Here is a 26613-nt window from a genome sequence, read left to right as displayed (position 1 = left end):
GTTAAAACCTCAATAAAATCTTGAATTGTTCGCGAACATCAGCACGCAAAGGAATATTGACGGGTGCTTTAAGAATCTCCACACCCTCATTTAGTTCACCCTCGTCACACCAAAGTTTGCCAGGAGGTATCTGTTCTGCTGGAGTGGCATGAACGAGAAGGGAAACAGAGGCGGTTTGTTTGCCATCAACATTCCCAAAATCTGTGCGCGCTGCAAGAAACAGCATGGTGCCAGTTTTCGAGGGCTTAAATCTGTTGCCACAATGGCTGTAAACACCGTCTAAAGCTCGTTCAACAGGCGCTACAGCATAGCATCTGCGAAACCCAATCAGAGCGTTATCGAGATCTCTTAAAGCCAGATAAAGGGAACGGTTTTGGAACCATTCTGCCATCAATATATCGCGTTCGTGCTTTTTGACCGAACACCAAGGAAAATTTGCCAACTCCCAAGGGTAATCAATTTGGTTCCAGCTTAACTCCTCATCCACATCATCAATCCAGTTGCCAATCAACGTGCCTTCTTCTTTCGTCAGCGTGTGATTAATTTCTGTTGTGCGTCCAAAGGAAAACAGAGTGTCCCCAGCTGTTAAGTGCACGCCACTCTCAAAATCCAGCATGCTGTCATCAAGGTGTGACATATCACCCTCTATGGCTTCCACATCATAACCATAGGTCCCACGGCGAAAATCAGAGCGCAAACTTTTGGAACGTCCCACAATCGCTTCAATGGCTTCAAGAGAATTCTGTTCAGGCAATTGATCAAAATCAAGTTGAAAGGAATTCCACCATGCTCGCCCCGTCCAGGTGGGTTGAAAGCGTGCCGAAATCCCTAGCCATTCAAGCCCTATCTCTATTGCCGCAAGGGAGCCGCGAATATTTTGCCATGCAAGACCCTGATCAATTAAATCATAAAGGTTAGAGAAATAAGGGTTTAATTCTTGTAAGCCATATTCGTCTATTAAAAAGGGCAACCAAGAAGGCGGACGCGTAATAAATTTCGCGCGGGGTATTTCTTCGAGTGCCATTTTAACGTGAGGGTCAAGAGCCATTGCTTCTGCAAAACAACGTTCAAACAAGCTCGAATTTGGGGGCAAAAGTGAGGAAAGCATCAATAAGCACGCCCCCGTTCAGACAAGACAATATCCCCTAGTGCGACAGCTTCATCCGGTGCGACCAAAATATCCTCAAAGGGGTGCGTTATGTTCACATGGTGAACGCCCTCAACCATCAAGCGGCTTAGTATCCAACTTAAAGACAAGTCACGCCCAAGCCTTTGCGCACGCGCCCATTCTGCTCTTAAATTCTGTTCCGCTCTTTCCAAAACAAAGGAGCCTTCATCCGGTAACAACCAAAAATCAGCAGAAACATTGATCATCCGCTGTACCGCGCTTTTCACAAAGATGTGGTCATTGGTCATTTTAACATGAGGCTCATCAAGAGCTGCTTGCACCTTGGCAATTAAAGCCTCATCAGCCACCCCTGAAGGAGCGTCGCTAAAAAGCGCAACATGAATAAGCGGACTTTTACCCTCACGATAAACAAAAGCATCTTTGACATGGATATCGCTTGAGAGGGCAAAATATTGATAACGTGGCGCTGTGCCACCTGTGGAATGTCCTTGTCTATTCAAGCGAATGCGGCGGCGCAAACGCTCATCATCTTCATCCAAAAGGCGCGTGACCCCATGAAAATCCCCCAAATGGTCTAAACTTGTCCCACGCGCAAATTCAAGCAAATTATCCCGTGCCACTTCATTGATCCGTTGGCGCAACAGCAACTCTTCATAAGCAGCCGCTTGTAATTGTATGACCACGGGGTCATAGGCGGTGTTTTCCACATTATAAGGAATATGATGGGCTGCAAAAACATCCATTAAACGCTTAATCTTTTGCTCTAAAAGCCTTTCAACAGAAAGCTCTTCAATCACTTGTGGTAGCGGAAGCTGTGAAAGGGATAAATGTTCAAACTCTGTCATAGCAGACCTCTAGCGGAAATTGCCTCTCTTGCCCATGGGACCAATCCCCCAAATGCCCATCGGGATAAAAAATGCCCCTTAAAACAAAGTGGAATGTCCCCTCGCGCGTTGCTTTGCTCAGATCAATTCTTTGCAATGAAAACCCAGGTTCTCCGCATTCTGGATCATCGAGTGCGCAGGCAATAGCTTGATAAAGACGTAAAATCGTTGCAGGATCAGCATTGGCGTCTTGGAATTCTCTGACATCACACCCATAATGGCGACGCAAAACCCGTGTTCCTACCCTTGTCATTAAACATTTATGGAGTGATTGTTGGCAATGCGCAAAGCCATACAAGAGAGAGCCATCCTTTTCGCTCATCCCGCACCGCATGCTTTAAGCCCCTTTGCTTGTCTTTGTGGTAGAAACCGTTGGGGTCGCCGCAACAACAAGGGCTGGTTTTTCAGCAATCTGACCAAGCAGCAAAGGGTATTTTGCTGCCTCTTCACTTAAACAAATTTCCTCACCCTTTCCCGGTGAACGTTGACCAGCAACAAAATCGGCATTGGTTAAAATAACATAAGTGTTCTCACGCATGATAAAACTCCTTTAAAGGGGGGAAGAGGTTGTGGAAGGACCTATTTGGACTCCACCGTGAACATGGCCTGCACCAACAGATTTTTGATTGTGCTGTAAATCTTTTGCTTCAATCTGCACACTGCCCGTTAATTCAACACGCGTTGATTGATGAGAAAGCACCAGACCTTGTGCACTCAAACGAATTTGGTTTTCCCCATGGGAGAGAATAAGTTCATCTTTTGTGATGCGCAAAGCACCACCGGCATAACAGAGCGCCAACTCTTGAAAAGAGCGTGCGGGATTAGGCATATCCTCACTATAGCTATCGCGTACAACCAGAGAGGCAGAACCAATTTCACCATGGGGGTTTAACAACCGCACCGGGTCACCAACATGGAGGGGCATATTGCTGGAAACAGCCCCCGCCGCTTCTTGCGCTTGTAGCCAAGGCGATAAAACCGCTTGTCCATTGGCACTCTCAGAGAAAAGTTTCACCCGCACCCTATGACCATCAACTTGCGCAACCCGTCCAAGCATATGCTGGTTGGCAAGACAACGCTCAAGCGCATCAAGACGCTTCATGATTTGTCGAAAGGTATCACTTAAGAGATGTGCGTCATTCATACCCCCACCTCATTGTCCCATGAGATCAACCCAGCTTTAAGTTGTCCCGCATCACAAAAAATATCGTATCCCAAATGATGCAAATCTTGGTGCCATTCCACCACGCTTATCGACACACCACGCTGTTTAATTGCCGCAGAGATAATCGGTTCAATTTGTACATCCCGCGGAGCGCTCAAACCCGTTAGCCCCCACAATTGCCCACTATGGCAAAGCACCGCAAGTGCTTCTGCCAAAAGCCAATTTTGAACATCACGCTCTTTGCCCGCCGTCACAATAAAAGCCCCTAAATGAAGATCTGCACGCATCTGTCCAGAAGCTACACAATGTAAGCGGCTCTCTAACACTGCAACGCGTATTGCCGGCACTACAAGCATCTGCGTTTCAAGCTCTTCCAAATTAAAGCGCCCAAATTGACAGCTGCAATCACGCACATCCGGCAAAGCACCCTTAAGGCTCCGTATCACCGCCTCACGAAACTGATTAATACGCCCAGCATTTTTGACAGTTTGACTCATGAAAATACTCTCCCCAGCCAATCTTCTGCTGCTTTGACAATTTCCACTTTATTGTGTTCTGAAAGCCCCAAATAAGGGCGTGCTGGCATAGTGACTTGGCGCACACAAATAAAGCGGTGTGCCTTACCACTACTGAGACAAAAGCGAAGAGCACTGGCGTTTTTCGGGCGAATAACCCCGCCCAATTGGTGAATCCGCGCATAGACTAATCCAGAGCCCACAACGACCTTTTCCGGTGATGCCACCATATCAATCGAGCGTGACAAAGCCCCACTGGCATAAAGAATAGAGCTGCGCGCGTAATTCCTTTTCCACTTCTCCCCGTAAGGAGAAGTTTTCTCGCTTTGAATCCGCCGCCTTGTGCTCTCTTGGATGAGACGCCCAACCCCTTGTGCCAAACTTCCCATGGAGCTCTCAGCCCCCTTTTGCAAAAAGGATAAAGCCGCCTCAAGCCCCATTTCCTTAATCTCAATATGACTTACAACAAACATATTACCTTCCCATCACACGCGGCTTGGCAGTAAAAAAAGCCCCATCACAAATAGGTCCATCTTCACTCATAATTTTGGGTTCATCTACACCCAACCCCGCCTTGCCTTCCGCAATACGCTTCAATAAATCAACCGCCTGTTTGTAACGATCTTCAATGGTGGTGGTCAGTGCCGTATGACGAATAGCCAAATTATAAACAGCAATATTGACACAGATCATGCCCAACGCCATTGGTTGTCCAGCAATGGGGACAGGGTAGCGATGAGAAAGATGCACATCAATCTCACCACTTGCCTGTTCGAGCGCACGGGCAATTGCCTGATCTAAAACACCACGATCAGAATTCTCAGCCATTCCGCATAAATCATCTAAGAAATCTTGACCCCAGAGCTCTTCAATCAATATTTTGTTTGCGTAAGCCATGTTCCAAAGATTCCCTTAGACGACATCTTGCAACAACACACCAGCATCTTTCGCTGCCACCAATTCGCACATACGTTCCCCCACACGCACCCGTCTGCCGCCAGACAAACCGATATCTGGATCATTGATCACTCCAGACACACGCTCACCCAACTGAGCACTAAAGCCCCAACTAATCACAGAACCATCCGCCTGTTGTTTGGTCGGATCAATATAAAGCAGCGCAATCTTATTGCCCCACACGCGTGCCAATTGTGCCGTGCGTCCTTTGCGTGCCAAATTCACTTGCGATTCTCCTATGAGTAAACGTTCAGGGTGTATTTCCATCAGATCCGCAAATTGCGCCTTGGTAACAAAACCATCAGCAGTGCCACCCCCTTTAACGGCTTTGATGATTTTGGGATGACGTTTGAGTTTTGACCAAACAACTTTGCCCATCACAAGGGTGTTGGGGGTATAGACGAGACTTTTATCCATAGCCTCATCTAAAACAGCGTAAGGATCAGATTTCTCATAATCACTAAACTTATCCTCACCTTTAAGCGTTATCACCCGCTCTGGCGCATAATTTTTATTGTCTTGCACAAGCGCTGCTACACGCACTTCACGTCCCAATTCCAGCAAATTGGCAAGACCTTCTACCGCTGTCTTTTCGGGGTTATAACGAGAGCGCTTTTCCACCCGTGCGCGTGCCGCCGCTTCAATATCTGAATTGGGTATCAAATCATCCAATCCATAATCCTTGACACTAGCTTCCCGTTCAAAGGCGGAAAATTCCACCACATTCGGGCGCCCTTTACGCCCAATTTCAAGTTCAGGCACGGTAAAATTTTCCGCTAGGGGAAATTCACTATATTTAAACACCTCGCTTAAAACACAAACGCGGGGCAAAACTTTCTCGCCAACAAGAGAGCCCGCTGGATTACGATATCCAATAGCAATAGCCGTGAGTGTTGGATCAATGGGAAAGGGTCTGTTCATTTTAAACCTCAATTAGTTAATTTTAAAAGAAATAACATCACCAGCAGAACCATCACTCATGGCAATACCAATGGTGTGATCTGCTCCTTCTGCTTTAATGGCATGCCCTTTAGAGTCTGAGGTCAAAAAATCCCCAAAGGAAACATTGCCCCCACAAACCACTTCACCCCAACCACATTGAGCAACATCAATCATCTCACCAGCCTTTGCACTCAAAGAGCCGGCAGTGCCTAATAATTTATCACCCTTTCCAGAAGCCGTTGCCACCATTCCCTCAGTTCGTGCTGCAACAATGCAATAAGGTGAAATTTCTGCAGCAGCGCGAAAAGATTTTATCAAAATCATCGTACTCATAATGAGCGCTCCTTTTGTTCACAAATATGATCGACCGCTTGGCTAATAGTGATGTCGAAACCTTTTTTCTTCTGCTCTTCTTGATAATGGCGCGCCGCAAGAGCAATCTCTTCTGGCGCAAGCTTTTGTTCTTGCATGGAACAAGACGCCTCCAAAGGACTTGCTTCTGCAAGCACCGGTAACTTCTCGACCAAACTTTTAAAATGCTCTATACCCCCTTCAAGCATGCACAGCGCACGATATTCTTCACGCGCAGCAGGGAAAACTTTTCCCGCTTCAATTGCCTTGTCCAAAAGGCTTTCAAGGACACTATTTTTTTGCTCTTCTTGCAAAAGCGCTAAATCTTCTCGCGCTTTTTTTAATTGCGCACAAAGTTCCACGCGTTCCTTTTCGCGCGCTTTAAGCGTTGCTAAAACCTCATCCGCTTTAGCATCTTCTGCCAGCGATAGTGCACTGGCTATGGCTGTTAAATCCATCATTTTCTCCACAAAAGTTGTTAAAGGCTGTTCTCGGCTTAAAGCCGTCATGACAAGGGCTGGACGGTTTACCAAACCAGCACCCGCTAAATTCAAAATCTCACCATTCTTCGAATGCCTAAATTCCGGTGAGAGATAGCGATATTCTTGGGTTATAATTTTCTTGGCAGCCATATCAGTCCATTTGACACGCCCCCAAATCGCACCATCACGCTCTGCTAATTCTTCAATCCAGCCACTGGCAGGTGCTTCTAGACCATTTCTCGCACGGTGATGTTGCCCATGCTCATAATCAATCACAAGCGGTCCTTTATTGGCTGCAAAGGCTTTTAAAATAGTTTGCGGGTTATAATGCCATTGTCGTCCATCACGCGCCTTCACATGGGGTGCTTTGGGCAAAAGCTCAACCCACTCAGGCGCTTGCTTAAGCGAAACGTCTTGGCAAAGGTCAATAAACTTGCCGTAAAATGTCCCATCATGACATATCTCAGCAGACTCAACTTCGCTATTTTCGTGAAATTCTTGCTCCATACATTGCCTATTGCTTTACAATTGTCATTGGCAATACAATGCATGAAACTTGCTCACGCTATAAGTCTGACAGTGTCAGTCAAAAGAATATTTCTCAAAGCACCTTAAAAGCACTCTTTTCTCCTCTTATCACTTGTGAGAGAAAACCTCCCTCCAAACCTTCTCATAAAATCGTTTTCAAAGGCACTTCAAAGGCGATAGAGCGCCGTCGTGAAGTAAGAGGTACGATTTATCACTCCACATAACAACGCTGCTCCTAGAGCGTTTTTTCAAAGATTGCTTTTGAACTTTTAAACTGTTACATTCCCCACGAGGCGTGAGCCAGTTATACCAGGACGGTTTTACCGGATCTGCGAGGAGTTGACCGCCCTCCACGCCTTCTCTTTTTCCTTCACACCTTCTCTTTCCACAAAAGCCAAACAGGACTTTACGGCGTTCTCTTTATAACAACCTCTCTCGAACCGTTTTTTAAATTTGCTTTTGAACTTTTAAACTGTTATACATTTCTCACGCGGCGTGAGCCAGTTTTGCCAGGACGGTTTTACCGGATCTGCGAGGAGTTGACCGCCCTCCACGCCTTCTCATTCTCCCCACAACAAATCTTTTTACAAAAGCCAGCAGGGCTTTGCGGCATTCTCTTTATAATAATCGTTCGCCCTTTTTTTCAGCCGCATTTAGCAAACGTTTAATTTCTCTAAAACTCTTTTTATGCATAGAGATAAGCCACCATTCTTGTTTGCTTGCTACCCATTTGACCGCAAAGCGCCACCATGCCCCACCACTTTCACCAAAAAACATAACACCCTGCGTATTTTTGCGTCTGATAACGCCATGGGGTTTTATAAGTGTTTGAATAGCACTACGAAAATCATTTAAATGAAGATCACGCCCCTGATGCTCTAACAAAATATGTTTCACACTGTCTGAAGATAAGCGAATAAGAGAATTTTCCGCTGCAAAAACATCACCCACCTTTTGTGGTATAGGGGCAATGGGAATAAATCCACGAGGCATACGTCCTTCAAACATAGCTTCCAAAATTGGCGAACCCACAATATCTTCAATGGCAATGCGCTTTCGATTGTCCCCCATGGTGGAAATTTTATCACTCAAAAAATGGCTTAAGTTTTGCGCGCGATGTTTCCCAGGATTAGAATGCCAACCAGGATCAATCCCCTTTGGTATCTTCTCAATTTTCCCCGTTCGCTTATTGTGCCAAACCTTCTGCTCCACTTGAAGTGGAGGCGAATCCTCTTCATAGCCTAAATCTTCTGCTTCATAACGGCTTACCTGTCGCACACTGCATTTACACCGCCAACCATTGGGTGGATAAAGCCAATCCCAAACCGGATCATCAACGGGTGCGGTAAACCCCACCCAACTTTCATGCTCTAAACGTTTGTGTTCTGAACTGGATAAAGCATAAGTGAGATAGGGCAAAAATTCTTTATTATTTTGTGTGCGCTTCCATTCCCCAGCAGCGTGCGCACTCATGGTATTTGCCCAATAGACCGTCTCTAAACGTCGTGGACTGCCCAATTGCACCAAACTCTTATCACCCGTGAGCGGATCAATGGCTGTCTTTTTTCCCCACCAACCCTTTTCTTGCAAAATCGGCATCAAATTTTTTTGAAACTCTTGCAAAGGAACTTGATGCTTTATGGCCTCTCCAACCGCTCGCTTAAAATCCTCTAAAATATCATAGCCTACCGATTTTGCCACCGTAAAAGAAAAAGCATGTTCTTCTGGTGCCACATCTCGCCAATCAAAGCTTGGAATCATATTCTTAGCTTCAAAATAACGGATGACCTCTTTGGGTGCCGTTTTAAAAAGTTCCTCATCCATGATAACCCAGCCCACGTGCAATCATTTGTACTTTTGCCAAGCGTGCTGCTAATGCGTGATGATCCATCTCACCAAGCAATTCATCTAAGCCTTTGAGAATATCCTCATAACTTTTTGCCTCTCTCACAAGCCTTTTAAAAGGTTCTAAAAGGGGTTCTAAATCCTCTTCCCAATCACTTAAAGCCACTTCAGAAAGCCGCTCCAATTCGTCGTAATGTTTTCCACCCTGCTCTTTTCCACCCTTATGTTCCCCTTGGCGCTCTCTTGTCAAAGAAACATCAAAAGCACCACCACAATCAGCACAAATACCAGCCTTTTGTCTTGCCTCACGGCTTTTTTCTCCCCTCTCATCATAAGGAACACTCTCAGGAACCTTTAAAATCTCTTCTTCTTTTGTTGGTTGCGAAAAGCCAATCTTATTGCGCACTTCTTGGGCTCCAACCGATAATCCAAGGGGAACAAGTTTTTCCAGCGCATCACTAATGGCTTTAATATCTTCATTTTCAGAAATCGGCCAATAAACAATGGGGTAGCGCTCTTGGCGCCCAAAATTAATCTCAACAAAGGGCACGATCAAATCACGATTAGCCGTCAAAGCCAATTGGCGTGCATCAGCTCTAGCAATATCATGACGTACATTTTCATGAATCCGCGCTTGCGAAAAAGACGAACCATCATCCGTCGTCATCGTTTGTCCCAACACACCCTTTGAAATCTGTCGATCTAAATATTCCGCCTTAGAGGCAAAAACCGCATTGCCACTGCCCCCCGCCGCTTCAATAAATTCAATCTCCATCTCCTTGGGAATAATCGCCGCCGCATCACTGGATAAATCACGCACCGCTTGAATGAGAACCCGCCGCTCCTCATGAGAAGAGCTCGCCCCATATTTGCCCACACGCAACGGCATACCATAAACTTCTAAAAATGCCATCCAATCTTTCAGCGTATAAGACTTAAACAAAAATGCCCAAGCAGAAAGCCGCGCAAGCCCCGTGCGAATGGGTAAACCACTTTTAAGCTTGGGTCGGTGAATAGAAAATTTATAAGCAGGCAGTTCAATACCATAGTGAGACCCCTCTTCTTTTAAACGTAAATGAAAACCATCCCGCCTATCCAATTGAAAAAACCGTTGGTCACGCCATTTCCATGCAATCGGCCACCATTCCTTAGCACTCTTGTCCCACAAGGTTTCTACAACCGCATAACCTTTCCCCAAAGCATCCAATAAATCCGTGACATAATCATCAACAAAGGTCGGTGCACTAATCACTTCCCGAACAGCATCCGCTATCTTTTTGTCCAATGCACTATTGCTTGCGGCAATCACACCAGGTTCCACGCCGGTAAGTGCATTTTTGCGCATGCCAAGCACAGCACGATAATGTAAATCACGCTCCTCCATATCATCGGCAAGCTGGAAAAACTGTTCTGGCGCTCCCTTTGCCGCCTGTTGCAAAATATCAGCAAGTTGCGCAGGGGTGAGACCACTCACAATAGTTTGTGACCAAACATCACGAACACCGCCAATGGTAGGGCCTGCGACTTCACGCTCTAACCCTTTGATATTAAGCGCCCTACCCCATTGATCCACAAGTTTTACCATCTCATCATCCCATCAATAAATCTTTGATCTTGGTCCTGAAAAAAAAGGCGTTGAAAAGAGCGGGCTTTCCTCAAAACCATAGACCTCTCTCACAGGTGTATAATCATAAATTTCAGGGGTTTGGCGACTGGCAAAATAAGCCAATGCACAAGCTATCGCACTATCACCATGGCGCATAAAACCATCACTGCCTTTAAAACGGTGATTGTCTGGAATTTTCACAATGCCATTAACATAAGCAAGCGCTTGATGATCCGCAACAATATCAAAATCACGCGGCAAAACAATTGTCCCATCCCCAAAAGCTTCTAAATAAGCTGGCATTTCTTTGCTATACCAACTTTGCGACAATTGCACTTCCCTCACACAAGCCCCATAACGTTGCGCCGCTTTTTCTGCTAAATAAGCCCCATTCCCCCGTGCATCTAGCGCACCTCCCAACAAACGCGGCAAACCATTCACCCCATAAAATAAAATCTCTCTTTGTTGGTCAAAGGGCATATTGCGCAATTCCACCATAAACCGTACACGGCGCACCAAATCTTGTCCCACTTCCATCACCACAATGGATGTCGCATCCCCACTGCGCGCAAAATCAACGCCAAAAACATGTTGGCGCCGCCGATCAAGTCCAGCATGAAGGGGCTTTACGTACCTCTCACACCAAGCAAAAGCAGTTTGACTTCTCTGATCATCCGATTGATTTTTAAAATCATCCACACAGGCAAAACGCAACACCGCAATATCTGGTGCACAACAACTTTCAATTTGCAAACGCGTTAAAGCCGCCCCTTCTTGATCGGCTGGTATGGCATCTAATTCTTGCCGCATCGCACTCAAACGCACCCCATAAGAGGCACGAATTTGCTCTTCCCATTGTTGTTCTGCTCCCCTACTCCACACCGCCCCCTTCATAGCACACACCCGTTTAAACAAACCATTTTTAACAGCAACACCAAAGGGGTAACAATGCACCGAAAAAGGAACCTTACCTGCTCGCGCCTCACGGATCAGTTCATTGAAAGGATTGAGCACACCATTATGGGTGGAGATCACACGGATTTTTCCCCCCCAAATCAACAAAGCATTCACCGCATCCAAAACAGCGCGCACATCTTGATGAAACGCCGCCTCGTCAATCACTACAATACCTTGTAACCCACGGATATTTTCAGGGCGGCTAGAAAGCGCCTCAATCCGAAAACCTGAAGCAAAACGCACTCGATAAGCAGAGATATATTTCGTGGAACCATCCTCCCTTTGATCAGAAAATAAAAATTCCTCTACATCCCCACTGTGGCTCGTAATTGCTCTGGCAAAATTGCTCACATAGCTAATAAACTCACGACCCTTTTCTTTGGTATCGCCAATATAAAAAACATTATCGCCCCCCGCTTCACGCGCCGCCGCAGCAATCAGTGTATCATCCAAAGCTTCTGCAAAAGTAATGCCGGTCCGCCGCCCCTTTTCAACCAGTTTTAACGGCGACTTATCTTCAATCCATACCCGTTGATGCGCCATCAAAACGCCATCCGCTAAGGGATCATTCTCTTTGGGAAAAATGCTTGCCTGCCAAATATTATAGGCATTTTGATGCGCATAGGCATGACTTTTAAAAGTAATCTGTTCAAAAGATTCATGCCCTTCAGCCATGCCTCATCCCCAACACCTGCGCACGAATAGCTCGCGCTGTTTCTTCTGAAAGCCCCGCTGCTGCTGCCGCTACATCAACCGCTTTGCTTGCTTTTGCGACAAAATCCTGTTCTAACTTTTGTCGTCTGGTGGTGGATAAATGTTCAGCCGCCAAAACCCCTTTGAGCGCATTCGCCAACTCTTGTGCCGCTTTTGGCGAAAGGTTCTTTCCACTGCTTAACGTCGAAAAAATAAGCTCTTTAATCGCTGCTGCCGTCAACAGAGTAATATTGTCAGAAGCTTTGGCATCAAAGCGCTGAGAAAGGCTTGCCGCAATTTCTCTTGTCTGTTCTAGACGCCGTGACATCACCGCTAAACGTAAAGAATAACGATTAAAACTGGAAAAGGAGGGAATAGAAAAATTTAAACCCGTTTCTTTTTGTAAAGCCTTCAAAGACGCTTTAAACTCACCATAAATAGCCATTTGCGTCTTTTCGCGCCCATTTAAAGCCTCAGCCGCCACTGCAATAATATGATCACAAGCTTGCGGCAATAAATCAATCGCTGTTAACCGTCCACGACCGACCCTGCGCATCCTTCACCTCGTCTTTTATTGATGAACGTTTGGGGCGCTTAATCCCCTCAATCGAAAAGCTACGATCTAAATGACGCGCTCCTCGTTCCGTTAAAGCCGCAATTAAAACAGAACCCATACATTTTAACGTAACAGCCCCTTGATCTTCCATCCAAGCCAGTTCATTACGGACAAAATCACCATCACGCCTGATGCCGTAACTGTATAAAAGCCGCTCGATCATTGCACTCGATAAGGTTTCGCTACGCTCACAAAGGAGCCCTTTTAAAATAATCAACCGCGCTTCTTCTCGGATGATTTTATCCATATCTGCTTTCATTTCTTGGCATTCTCCAGTAAAAACTCTTGCAAACGTTCACTAATCGCTGCAACCGGTTGTAATTGCGCAGAAAGCGTGTTGAGACGACCATTCAATTTCTCCATATTTACTTCCAATCTTTGCAACGCATCACGATCAGGCAAAAAATCCATCTCCGTTTCTAACTTTTGCACCCGTTCTTTAAGCGCCGTGACATCTTTCAGCATTTCCCGCGCACCAGAAGAAAAATAAGCTTTCAAAACACCACAAATGGCAACAAGCGATAACAACAAAGATAACCAACCATTTGCCACACTAATATCCAAGTTCACGAAACCCCTCCTCATTTCAACAAAACTGCTCTCACCACAGCTTTTCGACGTTGTTCACAGATCAATAAAGCAGCACGATCACGCCCCCAATAATGCACCACTTCTTGCTCATTCAAAGCACGTCCAGGTAACAAAGACGGGCGCTCACAAGCCTCCCTTGCACTTGCCGGTAAAGCAACCGATAAAGAGTGATTGAAAAGGTTACCCATCGGCTTGTTTGTTGAGCAAGCGCACACGCTCAAGCTCAATGCCACAGCGATGAACCGGCAACTTCCCATTTGCTTCCTCCATGGTGATAAGCTCTTGTCTTAAAGCAGAAATCGCTCCTTGAGCTTGATGTTCTGCTTTCCATGCTGCTTGCCTTTGCCGCTCCTGCTCAAATTGCGCACGTGCAGAAGCTTTGGCAATCTCAAACTGCCAATATAAATCACGCGCCTTTTCTGCCTTTAAAACTTGCGCTTTCATAAAGCCAAAAGCTGCCAATATTATAATTGCAGAAAAAAGCATCCCTAAAGAGAGTTTTGAAACAGAGCTAAACATTGCGCTTATTCCCCCACCCCGTTATCTCCACGCCATCATAGGAGCTGATATGCCGCTTACGAGAATGCTTCCTATTGGAAAAATCTACAGAACCAAAACCACGATGCACCCCCAGATTGCCAACAATAATCGCCACCATCGAAGGAATAGAAATGCTCGCCATATCAACAATACGCGGAGCACCAAACAAACCACCAGCAATCAGCAGAAAAATAACCCCCCAAGCAAACCAAAAAGACCACCATAAATAACGTCGAGAACCACGATAAGACGGCTTCATGCTTCCACCTCGCCTCCAATTCCCAAAAGCTTTTTGGCTCGATCCAAATAGGTCAAACGTTGCACAAGTCCATTTCTTCCCCCATTAATTGCCTTGGTAATCCTGAGACAATCATCTTGATCAGCAAGCTTATTCAAACCTTTCATTTGCCAAAACCAAACAGCAGACCAAAGAGCAGCGGGAAACTTTTCCAGCACTTGCGGAAATGCTTCACAATCAACCGCTTGTTCATCGACTAAGCGCCAAAACCTCGTAAAACGGCGATAATTATTGCGCCCCGTCAATTGGATCAAACCACGCCCCTTAAAGCGCACCCCATCCCCAGGGTTGACATTGCCTAAATCACGCCGCCCCTCATAAGCGCGCCCTGAAGCATATTCACAAACGGTAAAAAAGCCATCACTCTCATGGGCACATTGGCTTAAAAAATGTGCAATACGTAAACGCGTCGTTATCCCGCCATAAGATAAAGCTTTAGGCAATACGCGTGCCATTTCAACAATAATAAAATCTTGACGCGCATGATAGACCAGTTTAGGCGCAAGACGATGAAGAAAAGAAGCATCTATTGAAATCATAACAAACCACTGAATGAATAAAAATCCATTCGCAGTTTATTGGATTTCATCCCTCTCATATAAGTCTGACACTGTCAGTCATTGATGTCCTCACCAATCTCATGACACTGTTTTACAGCATAACAAGACAACCTAAACACTATGGTGAAATTTAAAGTCATTAAACTCTGGGGTCATTAAACTCTGGAAATAATAAACCTTGTGGCTCTTGTAAAGAAAGCTTCTTCTTCAAGCGATAAGCCGTGCGCACATGCATACCAGAAACAGCAGCCGCGGTATCCACAGACCAGCCTTTTTGCAACGCTTTGACCATTCTTTGCCGCCGTTCAACATCTCTGCCAAGAGGAATAAGAAGGCGCACACCAGCACCATTAAAACAAAAATGGGCAATCAGTTGCCCAGCTTCTTCAAAACCAACAATCTCAATCAACCAATCAGCATTTTCAAGACGACCTGGAAGATAAATCTGTCGTCCTCCAAAAGCCCGCACCATATTCCATGCCGCATCTATACCCGCAACATCAGCTATTTCCCGCAGTATAAGGGGAAAATGGTTATAGGTTTTATTCTGCATCAAGAGCTTACCCCTCGCTTTTAATACTTTTACGGATTTTCCGCCCCCAAACATTCATCACTTGGCAAAAATCACGTGCATCCATCTCACAAAAAGCTTTACCACTCACCGCCAGAACACTTTGAGCAAAATCCTCAAGATCAGACACTGGGTCAAATACAGCATTGGGATGCAAACGCTTCCACTGGGCACACAAAATGGCAATGCTTGGGTGTATTCCCCATAAATCTTGGCGGCTTTTTCCTCTCCAGTCAACCCCACCCTCTCGCTGCAACCAGCTTTTCAACGCCTCAATGGCTTTTGCAGCATCATCGCTATCGCGTACAAAACGAATATGATCAATCCCTGTCTGTCTTTTGACAAAGGCAAGCAATGCCTTATCACAACGATCACGGATAATGCCAAGATTCCACCCTGCAATCCATAAGCCTTGAAGCTTTTTGGCATATTTGCCTCTCAAAAGCTTGCCATTGACCCCACCACCATAGGCGCGCATTTCTTGCATCACCAAACGCTGTTCTGAAACACTCAAATCTTTTGCCGATTGCTTGCCCGTCAATCGAAAAAGCAGGGCGCGATAGGTCTCATCATCAAGACCTAACGCGCGTTTGCCCATATGAATAGCCGCTAAAGACATGTTAGCCCTTCACGTCTTCGCCAAATCAAGCGTCACAGCCCGCCAAGGGCTTTCCAACGTATCACGCTCATAAAAACGCACATATTCTTTAGAGGTTGTCACACGAATGGCTTCACGGATCGCCCGCATCGCCTCATTCCAACGGGGATCATCAATATCCAAACGCAACAGCATAAAGATTTCCCCCCGATTCACCTTGCCTTCCTTATCCGTATTGAAAGCACGCGTAATAATCGCACGGATTTCAGGGCGCGCATCCGCAGACCATTCATTCAAACACTCATCAAGAAGGCTTTTGGCAATTTGCAATTGCGGACCAAAATCAAAGCTTTCTTGTACCTGCACCTTAATACGCTGCAAACCATCAAAACTGGTGTACGTACAATTGCCCTTTTTACCACGACGCTCCACACCATATTCCTGCGCAAGCAAGCCATCAAAAGCACTCAAATCCGCAAGCGTATGGTTGTTAAAACGTGCAATCCTTGCCGATAATTCCTTCGCATATCCCATAACCTTACGCACCGTTTCATCCTCAAGCAAATCCGCAGGGCGGATCAGACTGACCGGCACCAAAGCCCCTTTTGCATCTCTCATATAATGCACACCTTCAAGCTCAATTTGTTTATTCATCGCAAAACTCCTCCTGTGTTTCTTGAAACCGGCGAAACGGCACAACTTCACCTCGATGAGGCACACATCCCGCTTTTAATTGCCAACGACACCGCATAAGCTCATGACCTAAAATGTGGCTATAACCCGAAAGACGACGCAAATACTCCGTCAATTCTCGAACATCTTGCGCACTCATAAAAATGCCATTCACCTCATACTTCAAAAAGGCAGAGCGCAAAGCAATCAAGCACTCTCTCACCATATAAGGGTTGCGTTCCATTATTTGCCTCCTCCAAAATCCATAGGAATAACTCTTCCTCTCTCATCAATTGTCTCATCACTCTTGAGACAAGAGGCTTGGCTACGACGTAATGCTTTCACGACTTGCCCCTCTAAAACCGCATCGGCCTCACTTAAGCGGTGAACGCTCAATTCCAATTCAAGGGCTAAAGCCAAATCAACACACAGCTTAAGTGGTTCACCAATGTCAAAACCACGTTGATAATCATCATAAAGACCAACAAGCGTATTGGATAATTCTTTGTCACATAAAGGGATCATGCCAATTCCTCCACATCACGGTTTTTCCACGCCGCTTTGACATGTTTAAGTGTCACATCACACCCATCCCCAAGCGCCGCCATGCGTGCCAACATCATCGTCTTATCAATTTGCCGAAATGCACCAGCCTTGAAACCAATTCCCGTCAAAAACTTTATCGCACCAACATCTTCAATCCCCCAATCGTGAATGCGCGCGGCAATATCTTCGCTATAAGGCTTGCGACGTTTTAAATGCATCGCCAATCGGCTTTTAATCTGCGCATAAGAGGGACCATTTTGACGGTGAACCAAACGCCCCGAGATCTCATCATTCCCAACCAAAGCCAAACCCGTCCCATTGATATCAACAAAGTGGCGCAATTGATTAATCGCCTCATCCGTTAAATTTTGCGCCTCATCAACAATCAGTAACGTACCACTTCCAACTCGCTCTAATTTCCTACCAATCGCACGCGTTAAGCGAGTAGGATTATATTCCACCACATCAAGTTCCGCCGCCATATCATTCAAAATACCATGCACACTGCGCGTATGTGGACTTGCTGTTACCAGATAAACATGTGGACGGGTCGCACGGTAATAGCGGCAGGTTTCCGTCTTGCCACTGCCCGCATCAAGCGTAATCATCACCATATCGCCCGTGCTTTGCGCCAACGTCAAAGTATCAATAATCTCGCTGGCAATTCGATTCCTCTGAAACGCAGGCTTTTCAGGAATCTTCTCCAAAAAACCTGCTGTTTCTTTTAAAGCCTCAACCCATTGGTGAACCTTCGCATTCTGCTTACCCAATTGCCCCGCATAACTGCCCGCATACCACTGCGAAAACGTCCCATCCGGCATGCCTATGCGCCGCGCCACTTCTGCTTTTGTCCAATCATTCATCTGTGCCAAAGCTCTCACCGCATCCACAAGCTCATTCCATAAAGCAATATCATCACTATTGCGGTTTTGTGCTGTTCCACTGGGCTGGTTTTTAGGTCGCGCCCAAGGATTTTTATCGACCGTTGCATTTATCGCGTTTTTCATCTATAACCTCCCTCTCGTATTGATCTAGATTCGTATTGATTTTAGATTTTATTGAATGGGTAGGCTCCCACCTACCCATTCATTTTGCTCCTCAAGCCGTACGCGATACAAAACCGGCTCCCTTTAAAATCCCCCTCTCCTCTTGGGAAAGTTGAATCACTCCATGTTCCTCACCTGGTCAGGCAAAGGCATCTGAAGATTTACCTAAAAAATTGCCTAAAAATTTGATTGTATTGATTAAGACTGTGAAATGGATAAGATTCCTCCCCCCCTTTCTTTAATTAATGCTTCAAGCCGTACGCGATACAAAATCGGCTTCCTTGTCCCCCCTTATCCTTGTGAGAATTCTTGCAAATCCCCCCCTTTCCTTTCCTATCGTTTAGGAAACTTTATCACTTCACGCCCCTCATCAGAGGCAGAAAGCCGTCTTAAAGCTTTGTGCAAATGTTGACTAAATTCTTGGGGTTCCAAAGCTTCTTCATCCCCTAAATCTTCACAACTCTTGGCTTTCAAAGCTAAATTCCCCACATGGTTTGGCATCAAGCGGCTCACCTTTGGCTTTATCGGAAGCTTCGATTTGAACGCTTCATCCTTTTTCTCGACCCGTCCATAAACATCAGCCAAGTGATCAGGCGAAAGCTTTGCTGCCAACTGTTTTTCTGCTTTCACTGCCTTCACATATTCTTTACGCAAACGCCCATTCAAACGCGCTGCCTGCTGGTCATAAAAGCCAACATCCGCAAGACACTCTGCCATGCAAAGCAACCGATTGTTCAAATCATAAACCCGTAAATCTTGGTGTAAATTATCTGGATCAAAGCGCACAATCACCTTCTTCCCCGCATACTCATTTAACGCCCGCGCCCAATAACGATTGCCATAAAAATGAATCTCCCCCGTCCCCTTTTGTGTACGCAATGCCTCTGAGGTCAAAAGCCATAAAGCACGCTGCGCCGCTGTTGCTTGCCGGATAATCGTCCCCTCTGCTGTCAAACTTTCTACAAAAGTCTCATCAAAACTGCGCCCCGCACAATTGAGCGCCTTGCGCCCTGTTTGCCCATTATGCGCCACAATCTGCGCGCCAACATGGGCTTTAAACGCTTCAAATCCTATCGCACGTTTGCCATAATCTTCAGGCTTCGCATCTGGCTTATTGCCCGTATAAGCCCCCGCACAAAAAGGATGCTTCGAAATCGCCTCTGCCAAATCACGCCATGCCCGCTCAATCGGTTTCGACTGTCCACTATAAGGCGTCGTCCATTGCAATTGCACACCCAAACTCGTCAAAAGCCCCTGCGGATCATCCGGCTTAATCTTAAAGCGAAAGCGGTTTTGCACACCCCCAGAAATCCATTTGCTGGTAAAAGCACGCCCATTATCCAAGGTCATACGCTCCGGTATCCCATAAGACTCCACCATATCACCAATCACCAAACGCACGATTTCCCAACTCTCTACATCCGATAACCGCCACGATAAAATCTTGCCCGAATAAAGATCTTGTATCGCTATCAAATAAAGCCGCACGGGCTTTTCTGTCCAAGGAACACGCACAAAAACATCCAGCTTATGCCCATCCATATTCACAGCTTGCAAAGCATGCAAGCTCGAGCGATCACGCCGTTGTGCCGGATAAAGCTTCTTGGCCTTCTCCTCACCCTCACGCGCCAACACCACAACCGATTTAGAAATTTGCGCTTTAAAACGGCGGCGTAACGCCCGCTCTGAAGGAATGGGCTGCCAACCCCGCTCCTGCGCAACCGAAACCATCCGCCGATAACACGCCGAAAAAGCAGGGCGAGACGGGCGCAAATAATCCGAACAAAAAACCTCCCACGCCCCCTCATGACACGGCGCAAATTGCGAAACATTCTCCTCACCATAACAAGGCGCTAAAGCTGCCAACCAATCAGGGCGCTCATACCCCTCCACCATCTGCCGCCAATTAAAAAGCGACATCCGGCTCACACCAAAGTGCACCGCACTCAAACTTGCCGCATCATGCACACCCATACCGGCATGGAGCAAATCTTCCCAAAAGCAAAGTGCCTTCAAACGCTCTTCACAGCGCCTTTTATGCGCCTTTGAAAGCCCCTCATAACGCACCCAAATACTTGCCTTTTGATCGCTTTTCTCTGTCTTTCCTTCTACACAAACCCCACCAAACCGCACCAACAATGCCGCCCGTGCCCCCTCCGGCAATAAAGAGATGTGATACTCCCAAACCGGCTTGGTTTTGCCTAATGTTTGGCGAAACAATTGTCTATTCAAACGCCATTTCTTAAGCGCAAGATTGTTGAGACCAATCTTTGTTTTCGGCAACCCTGGCAAAGCTGCCTCAGCCAATTCGGCAATAGTAAACCATTCCTTCATGGCTGCCCCCTTTTAATTTGCACCGGCGTTGCGCGCATGGCTTTCAATTGCGCTGCAATCTCCCGCTGTTCCTGCTGAAGCCGCGCAATTTCTGCTAACCGCGCCTCATCTCCTTGCAACAGCAATAATCCATCTTCACTCACCACCTCATCCCAGAGCCAAAATGCCTCTGTCGCCCGCACAAATGCCTTAAACCGCGGCAGAGAAATATCCACCTGCTTACTTTCCGCAACATAAGCATCCAAACTGGCCTTACTTAAACACCCAATCCCTAAATAATGCGCCATACGCTCCGCAATCACACTGCGCTCATGCCGGCATTCTCTCAAAGCCCGCGCCATCGCACGCTTAATGCGCGAGCGAAACCGCCCTAAATCAATCTGCGCAACGGGTTCGCGGCAGGGAAAAACCGGCTTTTGGAAAAAATCAAGCTGCCCGCAACCATGCCTCTTCATGACAGCACCTCCCCACATTCTCTTGCAAGATAATCACAAAACCGCGCCTTTGTCTGCGCATCTGCTCTCTGCCACACCCCTAATAACTGAGCAAAAATCCGTTCCTGTTCATTAATTTGCGGCGGCGTATTAACCCCATTGACCAAATCAACAGCCCGCCTCAAATCCCCATCAACCTGTTGCAAAGCAATCGCCACCCGCCGTTGCGCAACCGGCTCCATCTTCGCCAGCTTCAACAACTGCGCTTGATTATCCGCCAATGCCGTCCCACGCAAAACAGACCGCAACTCCGGCTGTAAATGCTGGGCAATACGATTAAGTCGTCTCACTGACTCTTCAGATAAACCAATGCGATCTGCCACATGTCTAGCAAAGCAAAAAGTAACTCCCTTATCACTTTCTTCATCTGTATGAGCAATTCGGTCAACTTGACCGAATTGCTCTTTTTTGACTCTATGTTGATTACTACCATCCCCACCACGCTTAATTTCCCCATACTTCTTTTCCCACAACTCGCGGTAGGTCTGGACAAACAAAGCACGATCAATCACCGATAATTCATTGCGAAAAAGGTTTTCCGCAACCTCCAAAAGCACAGCATTCTCTTTATCCGCTTGCACCACAACCGCATCAATTTTGCTATAACCTAAAAGCTCCGCAGCCCTCAGCCGATGCGCACCAGCAATCAGCGTGTAATTGCCTTCCTTAGCATTGGGGGTATGGCGCACCGTAATCGGATTCATCAATCCCTCCCGCGCCATCGATTGCGCAAGTGCCTTGGCATGCTCATCATCTACAGGGCGTATACGTTCCGGCACCACAATCAAATCTAAAGCAATCTCTTGAAACTGTGCCATCACCCCGCCGCCTTTCTGATCTCTTTAAAGAATAAATCCATCGCACGCTCCGCCCATCTTCGATAGGCTTTCGCAAAAACTGGTTCCATTAACCGCCGGTTAATCACCTGCAGTGACAGAGAAATAGAAGTCCGCTGACGTGCCTGTATCGCAACAATACGCCGCCGTGGCACCTCAAACTGATAATGCAAGATATGAATAACAATCTGTCGCGCTAACGCCGCATCAAATAGGCCATGCGGTGGGTCAATAATATACCGGATCGGCAGATGCTTAAATCCACTACTCACGGCTTTTAAAGAACAGGAAAGCATCACCTGTAAACGTTCAACTTCTGAATAAGGATTAACGATATCGCTTCTGGCATCTGGGGTCCATAAATTACAAGCAGCAACCATAACCACCCCCTATAAAAACAATATGATTATCCCCTAATCGCCAGAACCAATCCATCCAAATGGCTGTTCTATGATGCAACTCTATGCAATTTATCTTGCCTATTTCGTACTGATCTTTAGACATTGATAAACCTTTTTATCTTATGGTAATAAATTCATGGCAAATGCGCAAAAACGCAAAGCCGTGTAACGAAACTCAAGCAGCATTCCCACGCAAAGCAGAATGCGCACGCGAATCTGTATTGGCATGTTTTGCTGCTTTAAAAATGCGACGGCGACTTTTGGGGTAGCGGTCGCTAAAAACCTGCTCGACGGGCAAACCGATAAAATCGGCAATGGCACGTTCGGCTTTCTCGTTAGACCGTGTCCAGATATGTTGAACACTGGATGACGATAGTTGATAAGCTTTCGCGAGCTCCGCCAAGGTCATGTTACGGCGGCGTAGCTCGGCTAAAATACTATGGCGATCCCATACTTGGATGCATGTTTGGGTGGTTGTCATAACTTTCGCTCCTGCTTCAAACGGATGCTCAAACCATCCGTTTTTTGTGGGGTTAAATGTACAATAAACGCCCTAAATAGCGGGCGGTAATATGAGATATAATTCGCTTTTGTGAATTAGTCAACCTAAATGTGGATTAGGAGTAATTTTTTTTGGGACGACCTAAAAAAGAACCTAAAACAGAACTGGCAAAACGATTACGTGAAGTACGTCTTGCCCTTGGTTTTTTGGAACGCAAACAGTTTGCTGATCATCTTGCAGTACCTGAAAGTACTATGAGTAACTACGAAACTGGCTTGCGCGAACCTCCTGTATCAATGTTGGTAATTTACAAAAATATTTTTGGTGTATCTGTGGAATGGCTAGCTACAGGTGAAGGTAAAATGTTTACAGACGTAGCAAAGGCGAAAACAGCGGTTTTAAAAGCGCCTACCATTCCTACTGGACTGATGAAAAAACTCGGTCGCATAGCTTATACAACCTATCGCGATGCAAAAATTAAACTCCCCCCCGAAGATATAGCGGAACTCGCGGCGGAACTTTATGGAAAACTGCAAGAGCTTGTTCAAAACATCAACGACATGGAAGAGGTCGAACTTACTTTGCCTCTTCTAAAATTGCATTTAAAGCGCCAAATCGAAGCTGAAAAAGAACACTCCAAAGCTGCACAAAATTCGGCTTAATGCCTCTCTAAGATGAATGGGGAATCTCTTTTTAAAATCCTGTAATTTAAGCTAACCTAAATATAAATAAGGAGCACTTTTGGCACGCCCCGAACTAGAACCTAAAACAGAACTAGCAAAACGCCTGCGTGAAATAAGACGAATCCTCGGAAACGAAGAACGTGGTGCTTTTGCAAAATCTCTTGATTTGGCGAAAAATACGCTTGCAAATTATGAGCTCGGTATAAATGAGCCACCAGCATCTATCGTAATTGCCTATCACAAAATTTATGGTGTAGACTTTCATTGGCTTCTCACTGGTGAAGGCGAAATGTTTAGTGACATGGCAAAAGCGAAAGCAGCGGGTTTTAAACCACAAACCATCCCTGCTGGTCTCATGAAAAAACTTGGTCGCATAGCTTATACAACTTATCGCGATGCAAATATAAAACTCCCCCCTGAAGATATAGCGGAATTAGCGGCAGAGCTTTGTATAAAGTTGCAAGAGCTTGTTCAAGACATCAACGACACGGAAGAGGTCGAAGCAACTTTCCCTCTTCTTAAAATTCATTTAAAGCGTCAAATAGAAGCTGAAAGAGTACATCTAGAAACTACATAAGATATAGCTTAATGCCTCTTTAATATGAAAAATCGATATGAAAATCTTTTTACATTAAAAAAATAATATAACCATTTGATTAATAAGTATATATTTCCTATAAAAATAGATAATCATCAATAGGTGAAAATCTTTTTTGCTTTTTTGGTTATTTTTGGCTGATTTCGGAGTGAGCTTCACAATTTACCGAATTTTTTTCACAGGGTCTTCAAAGGCGGTTTTCTGGGCTTTCACAGACTTTTCAAAATTTTTCACAGGGTTTTCACAGACCTTTCAAAGCCTTCTCTCATTTTTACCATGAAAACGCACTTTTTTCTGATTTTCACTCTTTTTCGCTCTTTTTTACAATTTTAGGTGTCAAAATCTATTTTGACAAAACGCGCATTTAATGCTAAATTTTATACATAAAAACAACAAATTATCACGTATTCCTACCTAATCCCACCTTTTCCCACTTAGTATAAAACCTAGTGTCAAACTACAGTATATCTTTACACTTAAGTTTTGTATAAATTTATTTTTTTCAAAGAATTTTACAGTTTTCTGGACTTTCAAAGAATTTTTTAAAACCTTTAAAAACCTTTCTGTTATTTTTGCTGATAAAATCCAATTTGATACACCATGAATTTAATGATGTGAGTAAAAACAATGAGTTATCATAATATTTCCACCTCATTAAGCCAAAGACGGTGCGACAATCAAAATAATTGGAGTTTCTATTATAACTTTCGGCATTTCTGCTTCTTTTAACAATAGTAAAGAGCAACGAAAATATAATAGAAAATGTACTCATAACGAATGCAAATGATGACCTGCAAACATCTTCAGGAATAGTTAGTGAGAACAACAATCTTACTTTACAAGGAGTAACCGTTCATGTTTTCAATCCTCTAAGGGCAGATAATCATTCTCAAATAACAATATCAGGAGGGAAATTTTATGGAAAACTTGATGGAATATCTGCCAAGTAAGGCAGCAACATTACTATAGACCACAATGCTAAGATTACCTCATCGCTTTATAGTGGTTTACATGCAGAGGATCCAAAATCCAAGATCACGATGACGGGAGGCACAGTAAGCGGATACTACTCTAAGAACATTGTTTGCAGAAAACGGAGGTCACATTGATGTTACAGATGTTGTTATAGCATCAAGAGCTATAACAGAGGAACTGGTGCTTTCGTAAGGGACAAGGGCAGTGTAATTGAGTTACATGGCACAACAATTAAAGATGTTTCCATCGGGCTTGATGTACAAAAGGATAGCACAATCAAGATGATCGGAAGTTCCATTACAGCTTCTACCATAGGAGCTAACTATATTGAGAGTAACAGTGATGAAAATAAACTGGAAGATGTGGTGATATCAAGTTTTAAAGATGATCAGACACCATCCACCGGAGTATATATTTTCAGAAAAAGCCAACTCTCTTTGAAAAATGTAACAATTACTCAAGCATACCTAAAGCACACATGCTGATGATCATTTTCAAATAACAGTATCAGGGGGATCAGTTTCTACAAGCACTCTAGGAGTATCTACTGTTATAGCATCATTACTTTAAAAGACAAAGCTGAAATTATCTCATCTAATGGTGCTGGATTATATGCAAACGAGGGCACATTGATGTTACAAACGCCTCTGGAACAGGGAAAATCGGTGGTTTGCAGCTTGCATCTGTTCTTTCTACTTTTTCAAATGAATTACATGATTCAAAAAATTATTAAAACGCTGAGATCAATTTGACTAACACAAAAATTCATGTCAACAATGGCACTGGAATTCTCATTTGAAACTTCCAATGGTAATACCATTAAAAATCTTACCAATCTGTCAATCGGTACAGCCAATCCCATAAATTCAGAAATCCGTTTAAACGCAGATTATTCTATTCTAGAAGGTAGAGTAAATACTGCACAACGGAGAAACGTATTCTTTCACCTGAAACTGATACGAAATGGACGCTGACAACCAGTACAAAAGAAAAAGGCGCTGATGGAAAACTCCGTGATATCGCTCAAAGATCACGCTCTGATGTTTCTGTGCTTAATCTCAACAATAGCTCTGTTGTTTTTGCAGAATTCATAGATGATCATTACCACACATTGCATATAGGTTCGGGAAAACCAGACACCACAACAGTTTATAATGCCCCAGGGAATGCACAGATTTCTTTCAATACTTGTTGGAGTGATGGGGCACCAATCTCTGACCAAAAAACCGATCGGCTTCTGATCAATGGTGATGTATCAGGAAAGACAAATATTCTTGTTAAGGGCTATTTAAAAGGGACCGACAATTAAGAAAATACTTCTACAGCTCAAATATACGAAGGCTTTCACTTACTCAAATTTCTGGAAAAGCTGAAGAAGACTCCTTTAAATTGGTCAATGATTATACCACAATCAATGGTTCACCCAATAAGTATATACTAAGTACCTATGAAACAAATTCAAACCAAGGAAAAAAAGCTTCAAAAAACTGGTATATCTGGAGCAAGTTTTTCAGGAGGTATACGCTACCAATTTTAAGGCTAGGCCATAACAACAAGTGTATTGTTAGCTGTATATTTTATCAAAAAGGGCAACAAAATGTGTTGCCCTTTTTTCAGGTGTGTTAAATCTGCCATTCTTTCCCTCTTCTTTTCACATAAAAAATGTGCTGAAGAATATATGTCTCATACAACAAACAT

General features: G+C 44.9%; 36 protein-coding genes. 4 read left to right on the top strand and 32 right to left on the bottom strand.

Annotated features, from left to right (window positions below):
* Position 1 precedes the first annotated feature (1 nt).
* Genes J7R07_RS06185 through J7R07_RS06135 form a run of 11 tightly spaced genes read right to left on the bottom strand, consistent with a single transcriptional unit; the run spans position 2 to position 6932 of the window.
* Positions 2-1108 (bottom strand): phage tail protein, encoded by a 1107-nt coding sequence (locus tag J7R07_RS06185; protein ID WP_208436009.1) that lies wholly within the window; start codon positions 1106-1108, stop codon positions 2-4.
* On the bottom strand, positions 1108-1974 hold the full coding sequence (locus tag J7R07_RS06180) for a baseplate J/gp47 family protein (protein WP_208436008.1): 867 nt from the start codon (positions 1972-1974) through the stop codon (positions 1108-1110). Before J7R07_RS06180 ends, J7R07_RS06185 begins: the two co-directional genes overlap by 1 nt.
* A complete protein-coding gene (locus tag J7R07_RS06175; RefSeq protein WP_208436007.1) occupies positions 1961-2347 on the bottom strand; it encodes a GPW/gp25 family protein in 387 nt (128 codons plus the stop codon). Before J7R07_RS06175 ends, J7R07_RS06180 begins: the two co-directional genes overlap by 14 nt.
* A 3-nt stretch (positions 2348-2350) precedes the next feature.
* On the bottom strand, positions 2351-2551 hold the full coding sequence (locus J7R07_RS06170) for a hypothetical protein (RefSeq protein ID WP_183194505.1): 201 nt from the start codon (positions 2549-2551) through the stop codon (positions 2351-2353).
* A gap of 12 nt (positions 2552-2563) precedes the next feature.
* Positions 2564-3157, bottom strand: coding sequence for a phage baseplate assembly protein V (locus tag J7R07_RS06165; RefSeq protein ID WP_208436006.1), 594 nt, complete (start codon positions 3155-3157; stop codon positions 2564-2566).
* Positions 3154-3675 carry a hypothetical protein gene (locus J7R07_RS06160; protein ID WP_208436005.1) on the bottom strand — a complete coding sequence of 174 codons (522 nt, stop codon included), beginning with the start codon at positions 3673-3675 and terminating at the stop codon, positions 3154-3156. Before J7R07_RS06160 ends, J7R07_RS06165 begins: the two co-directional genes overlap by 4 nt.
* Positions 3672-4166, bottom strand: a complete 495-nt coding sequence (locus tag J7R07_RS06155) for a phage virion morphogenesis family protein (RefSeq protein WP_208436004.1) — start codon at positions 4164-4166, stop codon at positions 3672-3674. The genes J7R07_RS06160 and J7R07_RS06155 overlap by 4 nt, the downstream gene beginning before the upstream one ends.
* A gap of 1 nt (position 4167) precedes the next feature.
* Positions 4168-4590 (bottom strand): gp436 family protein, encoded by a 423-nt coding sequence (locus tag J7R07_RS06150; RefSeq protein ID WP_208436003.1) that lies wholly within the window; start codon positions 4588-4590, stop codon positions 4168-4170.
* A gap of 15 nt (positions 4591-4605) precedes the next feature.
* Entirely contained in the window at positions 4606-5571 is a 966-nt protein-coding gene (locus J7R07_RS06145) for a major capsid protein (protein ID WP_208436002.1), read from the bottom strand.
* A gap of 12 nt (positions 5572-5583) precedes the next feature.
* Positions 5584-5925 (bottom strand): DUF2190 family protein, encoded by a 342-nt coding sequence (locus J7R07_RS06140; RefSeq protein ID WP_208436001.1) that lies wholly within the window; start codon positions 5923-5925, stop codon positions 5584-5586.
* On the bottom strand, positions 5922-6932 hold the full coding sequence (locus J7R07_RS06135) for a phage protease (RefSeq protein ID WP_208436000.1): 1011 nt from the start codon (positions 6930-6932) through the stop codon (positions 5922-5924). The genes J7R07_RS06140 and J7R07_RS06135 overlap by 4 nt, the downstream gene beginning before the upstream one ends.
* 38 nt (positions 6933-6970) lie before the next feature.
* Between J7R07_RS06135 and J7R07_RS06130 the strand changes: the two genes are divergently transcribed.
* On the top strand, positions 6971-7177 hold the full coding sequence (locus J7R07_RS06130) for a hypothetical protein (RefSeq protein WP_208435999.1): 207 nt from the start codon (positions 6971-6973) through the stop codon (positions 7175-7177).
* A 394-nt stretch (positions 7178-7571) separates the two neighbouring features.
* Here J7R07_RS06130 and J7R07_RS06125 read toward each other — a convergent pair whose 3' ends face one another.
* From J7R07_RS06125 to J7R07_RS06025, 21 genes are all read right to left on the bottom strand, one after another.
* Positions 7572-8777 carry a phage head morphogenesis protein gene (locus tag J7R07_RS06125; protein ID WP_208435998.1) on the bottom strand — a complete coding sequence of 402 codons (1206 nt, stop codon included), beginning with the start codon at positions 8775-8777 and terminating at the stop codon, positions 7572-7574.
* Complete coding sequence (locus tag J7R07_RS06120) at positions 8770-10383, bottom strand: DUF935 domain-containing protein (protein ID WP_208435997.1); 1614 nt, start codon at positions 10381-10383, stop codon at positions 8770-8772. The genes J7R07_RS06125 and J7R07_RS06120 overlap by 8 nt, the downstream gene beginning before the upstream one ends.
* Before the next feature lie 12 nt (positions 10384-10395).
* Positions 10396-12036, bottom strand: a complete 1641-nt coding sequence (locus tag J7R07_RS06115) for a hypothetical protein (RefSeq protein WP_183194515.1) — start codon at positions 12034-12036, stop codon at positions 10396-10398.
* On the bottom strand, positions 12029-12610 hold the full coding sequence (locus J7R07_RS06110) for a phage protein Gp27 family protein (protein ID WP_183194516.1): 582 nt from the start codon (positions 12608-12610) through the stop codon (positions 12029-12031). The genes J7R07_RS06115 and J7R07_RS06110 overlap by 8 nt, the downstream gene beginning before the upstream one ends.
* The gene (locus J7R07_RS06105) at positions 12573-12929 is read right to left on the bottom strand and encodes a VpaChn25_0724 family phage protein (RefSeq protein WP_183194517.1); all 357 of its coding nucleotides are present in this window, start codon (positions 12927-12929) and stop codon (positions 12573-12575) included. Before J7R07_RS06105 ends, J7R07_RS06110 begins: the two co-directional genes overlap by 38 nt.
* The gene (locus J7R07_RS06100; RefSeq protein ID WP_007346596.1) at positions 12926-13240 is read right to left on the bottom strand and encodes a DUF2730 family protein; all 315 of its coding nucleotides are present in this window, start codon (positions 13238-13240) and stop codon (positions 12926-12928) included. The genes J7R07_RS06105 and J7R07_RS06100 overlap by 4 nt, the downstream gene beginning before the upstream one ends.
* A gap of 11 nt (positions 13241-13251) precedes the next feature.
* On the bottom strand, positions 13252-13449 hold the full coding sequence (locus J7R07_RS06095) for a hypothetical protein (protein WP_208435996.1): 198 nt from the start codon (positions 13447-13449) through the stop codon (positions 13252-13254).
* Complete coding sequence (locus J7R07_RS06090; protein ID WP_183194519.1) at positions 13442-13780, bottom strand: hypothetical protein; 339 nt, start codon at positions 13778-13780, stop codon at positions 13442-13444. The genes J7R07_RS06095 and J7R07_RS06090 overlap by 8 nt, the downstream gene beginning before the upstream one ends.
* Positions 13773-14060 (bottom strand): hypothetical protein, encoded by a 288-nt coding sequence (locus tag J7R07_RS06085; RefSeq protein WP_208435995.1) that lies wholly within the window; start codon positions 14058-14060, stop codon positions 13773-13775. The genes J7R07_RS06090 and J7R07_RS06085 overlap by 8 nt, the downstream gene beginning before the upstream one ends.
* Entirely contained in the window at positions 14057-14638 is a 582-nt protein-coding gene (locus tag J7R07_RS06080) for a glycoside hydrolase family 19 protein (RefSeq protein ID WP_208435994.1), read from the bottom strand. Before J7R07_RS06080 ends, J7R07_RS06085 begins: the two co-directional genes overlap by 4 nt.
* A gap of 160 nt (positions 14639-14798) precedes the next feature.
* Positions 14799-15212: a helix-turn-helix domain-containing protein gene (locus J7R07_RS06075; RefSeq protein ID WP_183194534.1), complete on the bottom strand. Its 414-nt coding sequence runs from the start codon at positions 15210-15212 to the stop codon at positions 14799-14801.
* Positions 15213-15219: 7 nt separating this feature from the next.
* Entirely contained in the window at positions 15220-15849 is a 630-nt protein-coding gene (locus J7R07_RS06070; RefSeq protein WP_208435993.1) for a regulatory protein GemA, read from the bottom strand.
* Between the two features lie 9 nt (positions 15850-15858).
* Positions 15859-16482 (bottom strand): DUF3164 family protein, encoded by a 624-nt coding sequence (locus J7R07_RS06065; RefSeq protein ID WP_183194523.1) that lies wholly within the window; start codon positions 16480-16482, stop codon positions 15859-15861.
* On the bottom strand, positions 16475-16744 hold the full coding sequence (locus J7R07_RS06060; RefSeq protein WP_183194524.1) for a hypothetical protein: 270 nt from the start codon (positions 16742-16744) through the stop codon (positions 16475-16477). Before J7R07_RS06060 ends, J7R07_RS06065 begins: the two co-directional genes overlap by 8 nt.
* Positions 16744-17025 (bottom strand): hypothetical protein, encoded by a 282-nt coding sequence (locus J7R07_RS06055; protein WP_208435992.1) that lies wholly within the window; start codon positions 17023-17025, stop codon positions 16744-16746. Before J7R07_RS06055 ends, J7R07_RS06060 begins: the two co-directional genes overlap by 1 nt.
* Complete coding sequence (locus J7R07_RS06050) at positions 17022-18053, bottom strand: AAA family ATPase (RefSeq protein WP_208435991.1); 1032 nt, start codon at positions 18051-18053, stop codon at positions 17022-17024. Before J7R07_RS06050 ends, J7R07_RS06055 begins: the two co-directional genes overlap by 4 nt.
* Positions 18054-18425: 372 nt before the next feature.
* A complete protein-coding gene (locus tag J7R07_RS06045) occupies positions 18426-20426 on the bottom strand; it encodes a transposase domain-containing protein (protein WP_208435990.1) in 2001 nt (666 codons plus the stop codon).
* Positions 20423-20881: a hypothetical protein gene (locus tag J7R07_RS06040; RefSeq protein ID WP_208435989.1), complete on the bottom strand. Its 459-nt coding sequence runs from the start codon at positions 20879-20881 to the stop codon at positions 20423-20425. The genes J7R07_RS06045 and J7R07_RS06040 overlap by 4 nt, the downstream gene beginning before the upstream one ends.
* Entirely contained in the window at positions 20878-21738 is an 861-nt protein-coding gene (locus tag J7R07_RS06035; protein WP_208435988.1) for a ParB/RepB/Spo0J family partition protein, read from the bottom strand. The genes J7R07_RS06040 and J7R07_RS06035 overlap by 4 nt, the downstream gene beginning before the upstream one ends.
* The gene (locus J7R07_RS06030; protein WP_208435987.1) at positions 21738-22136 is read right to left on the bottom strand and encodes a hypothetical protein; all 399 of its coding nucleotides are present in this window, start codon (positions 22134-22136) and stop codon (positions 21738-21740) included. Before J7R07_RS06030 ends, J7R07_RS06035 begins: the two co-directional genes overlap by 1 nt.
* 196 nt (positions 22137-22332) lie before the next feature.
* Positions 22333-22638: a helix-turn-helix domain-containing protein gene (locus J7R07_RS06025; RefSeq protein ID WP_005864619.1), complete on the bottom strand. Its 306-nt coding sequence runs from the start codon at positions 22636-22638 to the stop codon at positions 22333-22335.
* Between the two features lie 152 nt (positions 22639-22790).
* Here J7R07_RS06025 and J7R07_RS06020 point away from each other — a divergent pair, with 152 nt between their 5' ends.
* The 3 genes from J7R07_RS06020 (at position 22791) to J7R07_RS06010 (ending at position 26224) form a co-directional block, all read left to right on the top strand.
* A complete protein-coding gene (locus J7R07_RS06020; protein WP_208435986.1) occupies positions 22791-23321 on the top strand; it encodes a helix-turn-helix domain-containing protein in 531 nt (176 codons plus the stop codon).
* Between the two features lie 79 nt (positions 23322-23400).
* On the top strand, positions 23401-23919 hold the full coding sequence (locus tag J7R07_RS06015; RefSeq protein WP_208435985.1) for a helix-turn-helix domain-containing protein: 519 nt from the start codon (positions 23401-23403) through the stop codon (positions 23917-23919).
* Between the two features lie 2044 nt (positions 23920-25963).
* The gene (locus tag J7R07_RS06010) at positions 25964-26224 is read left to right on the top strand and encodes an autotransporter outer membrane beta-barrel domain-containing protein (protein WP_208435984.1); all 261 of its coding nucleotides are present in this window, start codon (positions 25964-25966) and stop codon (positions 26222-26224) included.
* The last annotated feature ends 389 nt before the right edge of the window (positions 26225-26613 follow it).

The organism is Bartonella phoceensis (assembly GCF_902825145.1).
In the GTDB taxonomy this organism is placed as follows: Bacteria; Pseudomonadota; Alphaproteobacteria; order Rhizobiales; family Rhizobiaceae; genus Bartonella; species Bartonella phoceensis.
This window is presented reverse-complemented; position numbering and strand designations above follow the sequence as displayed.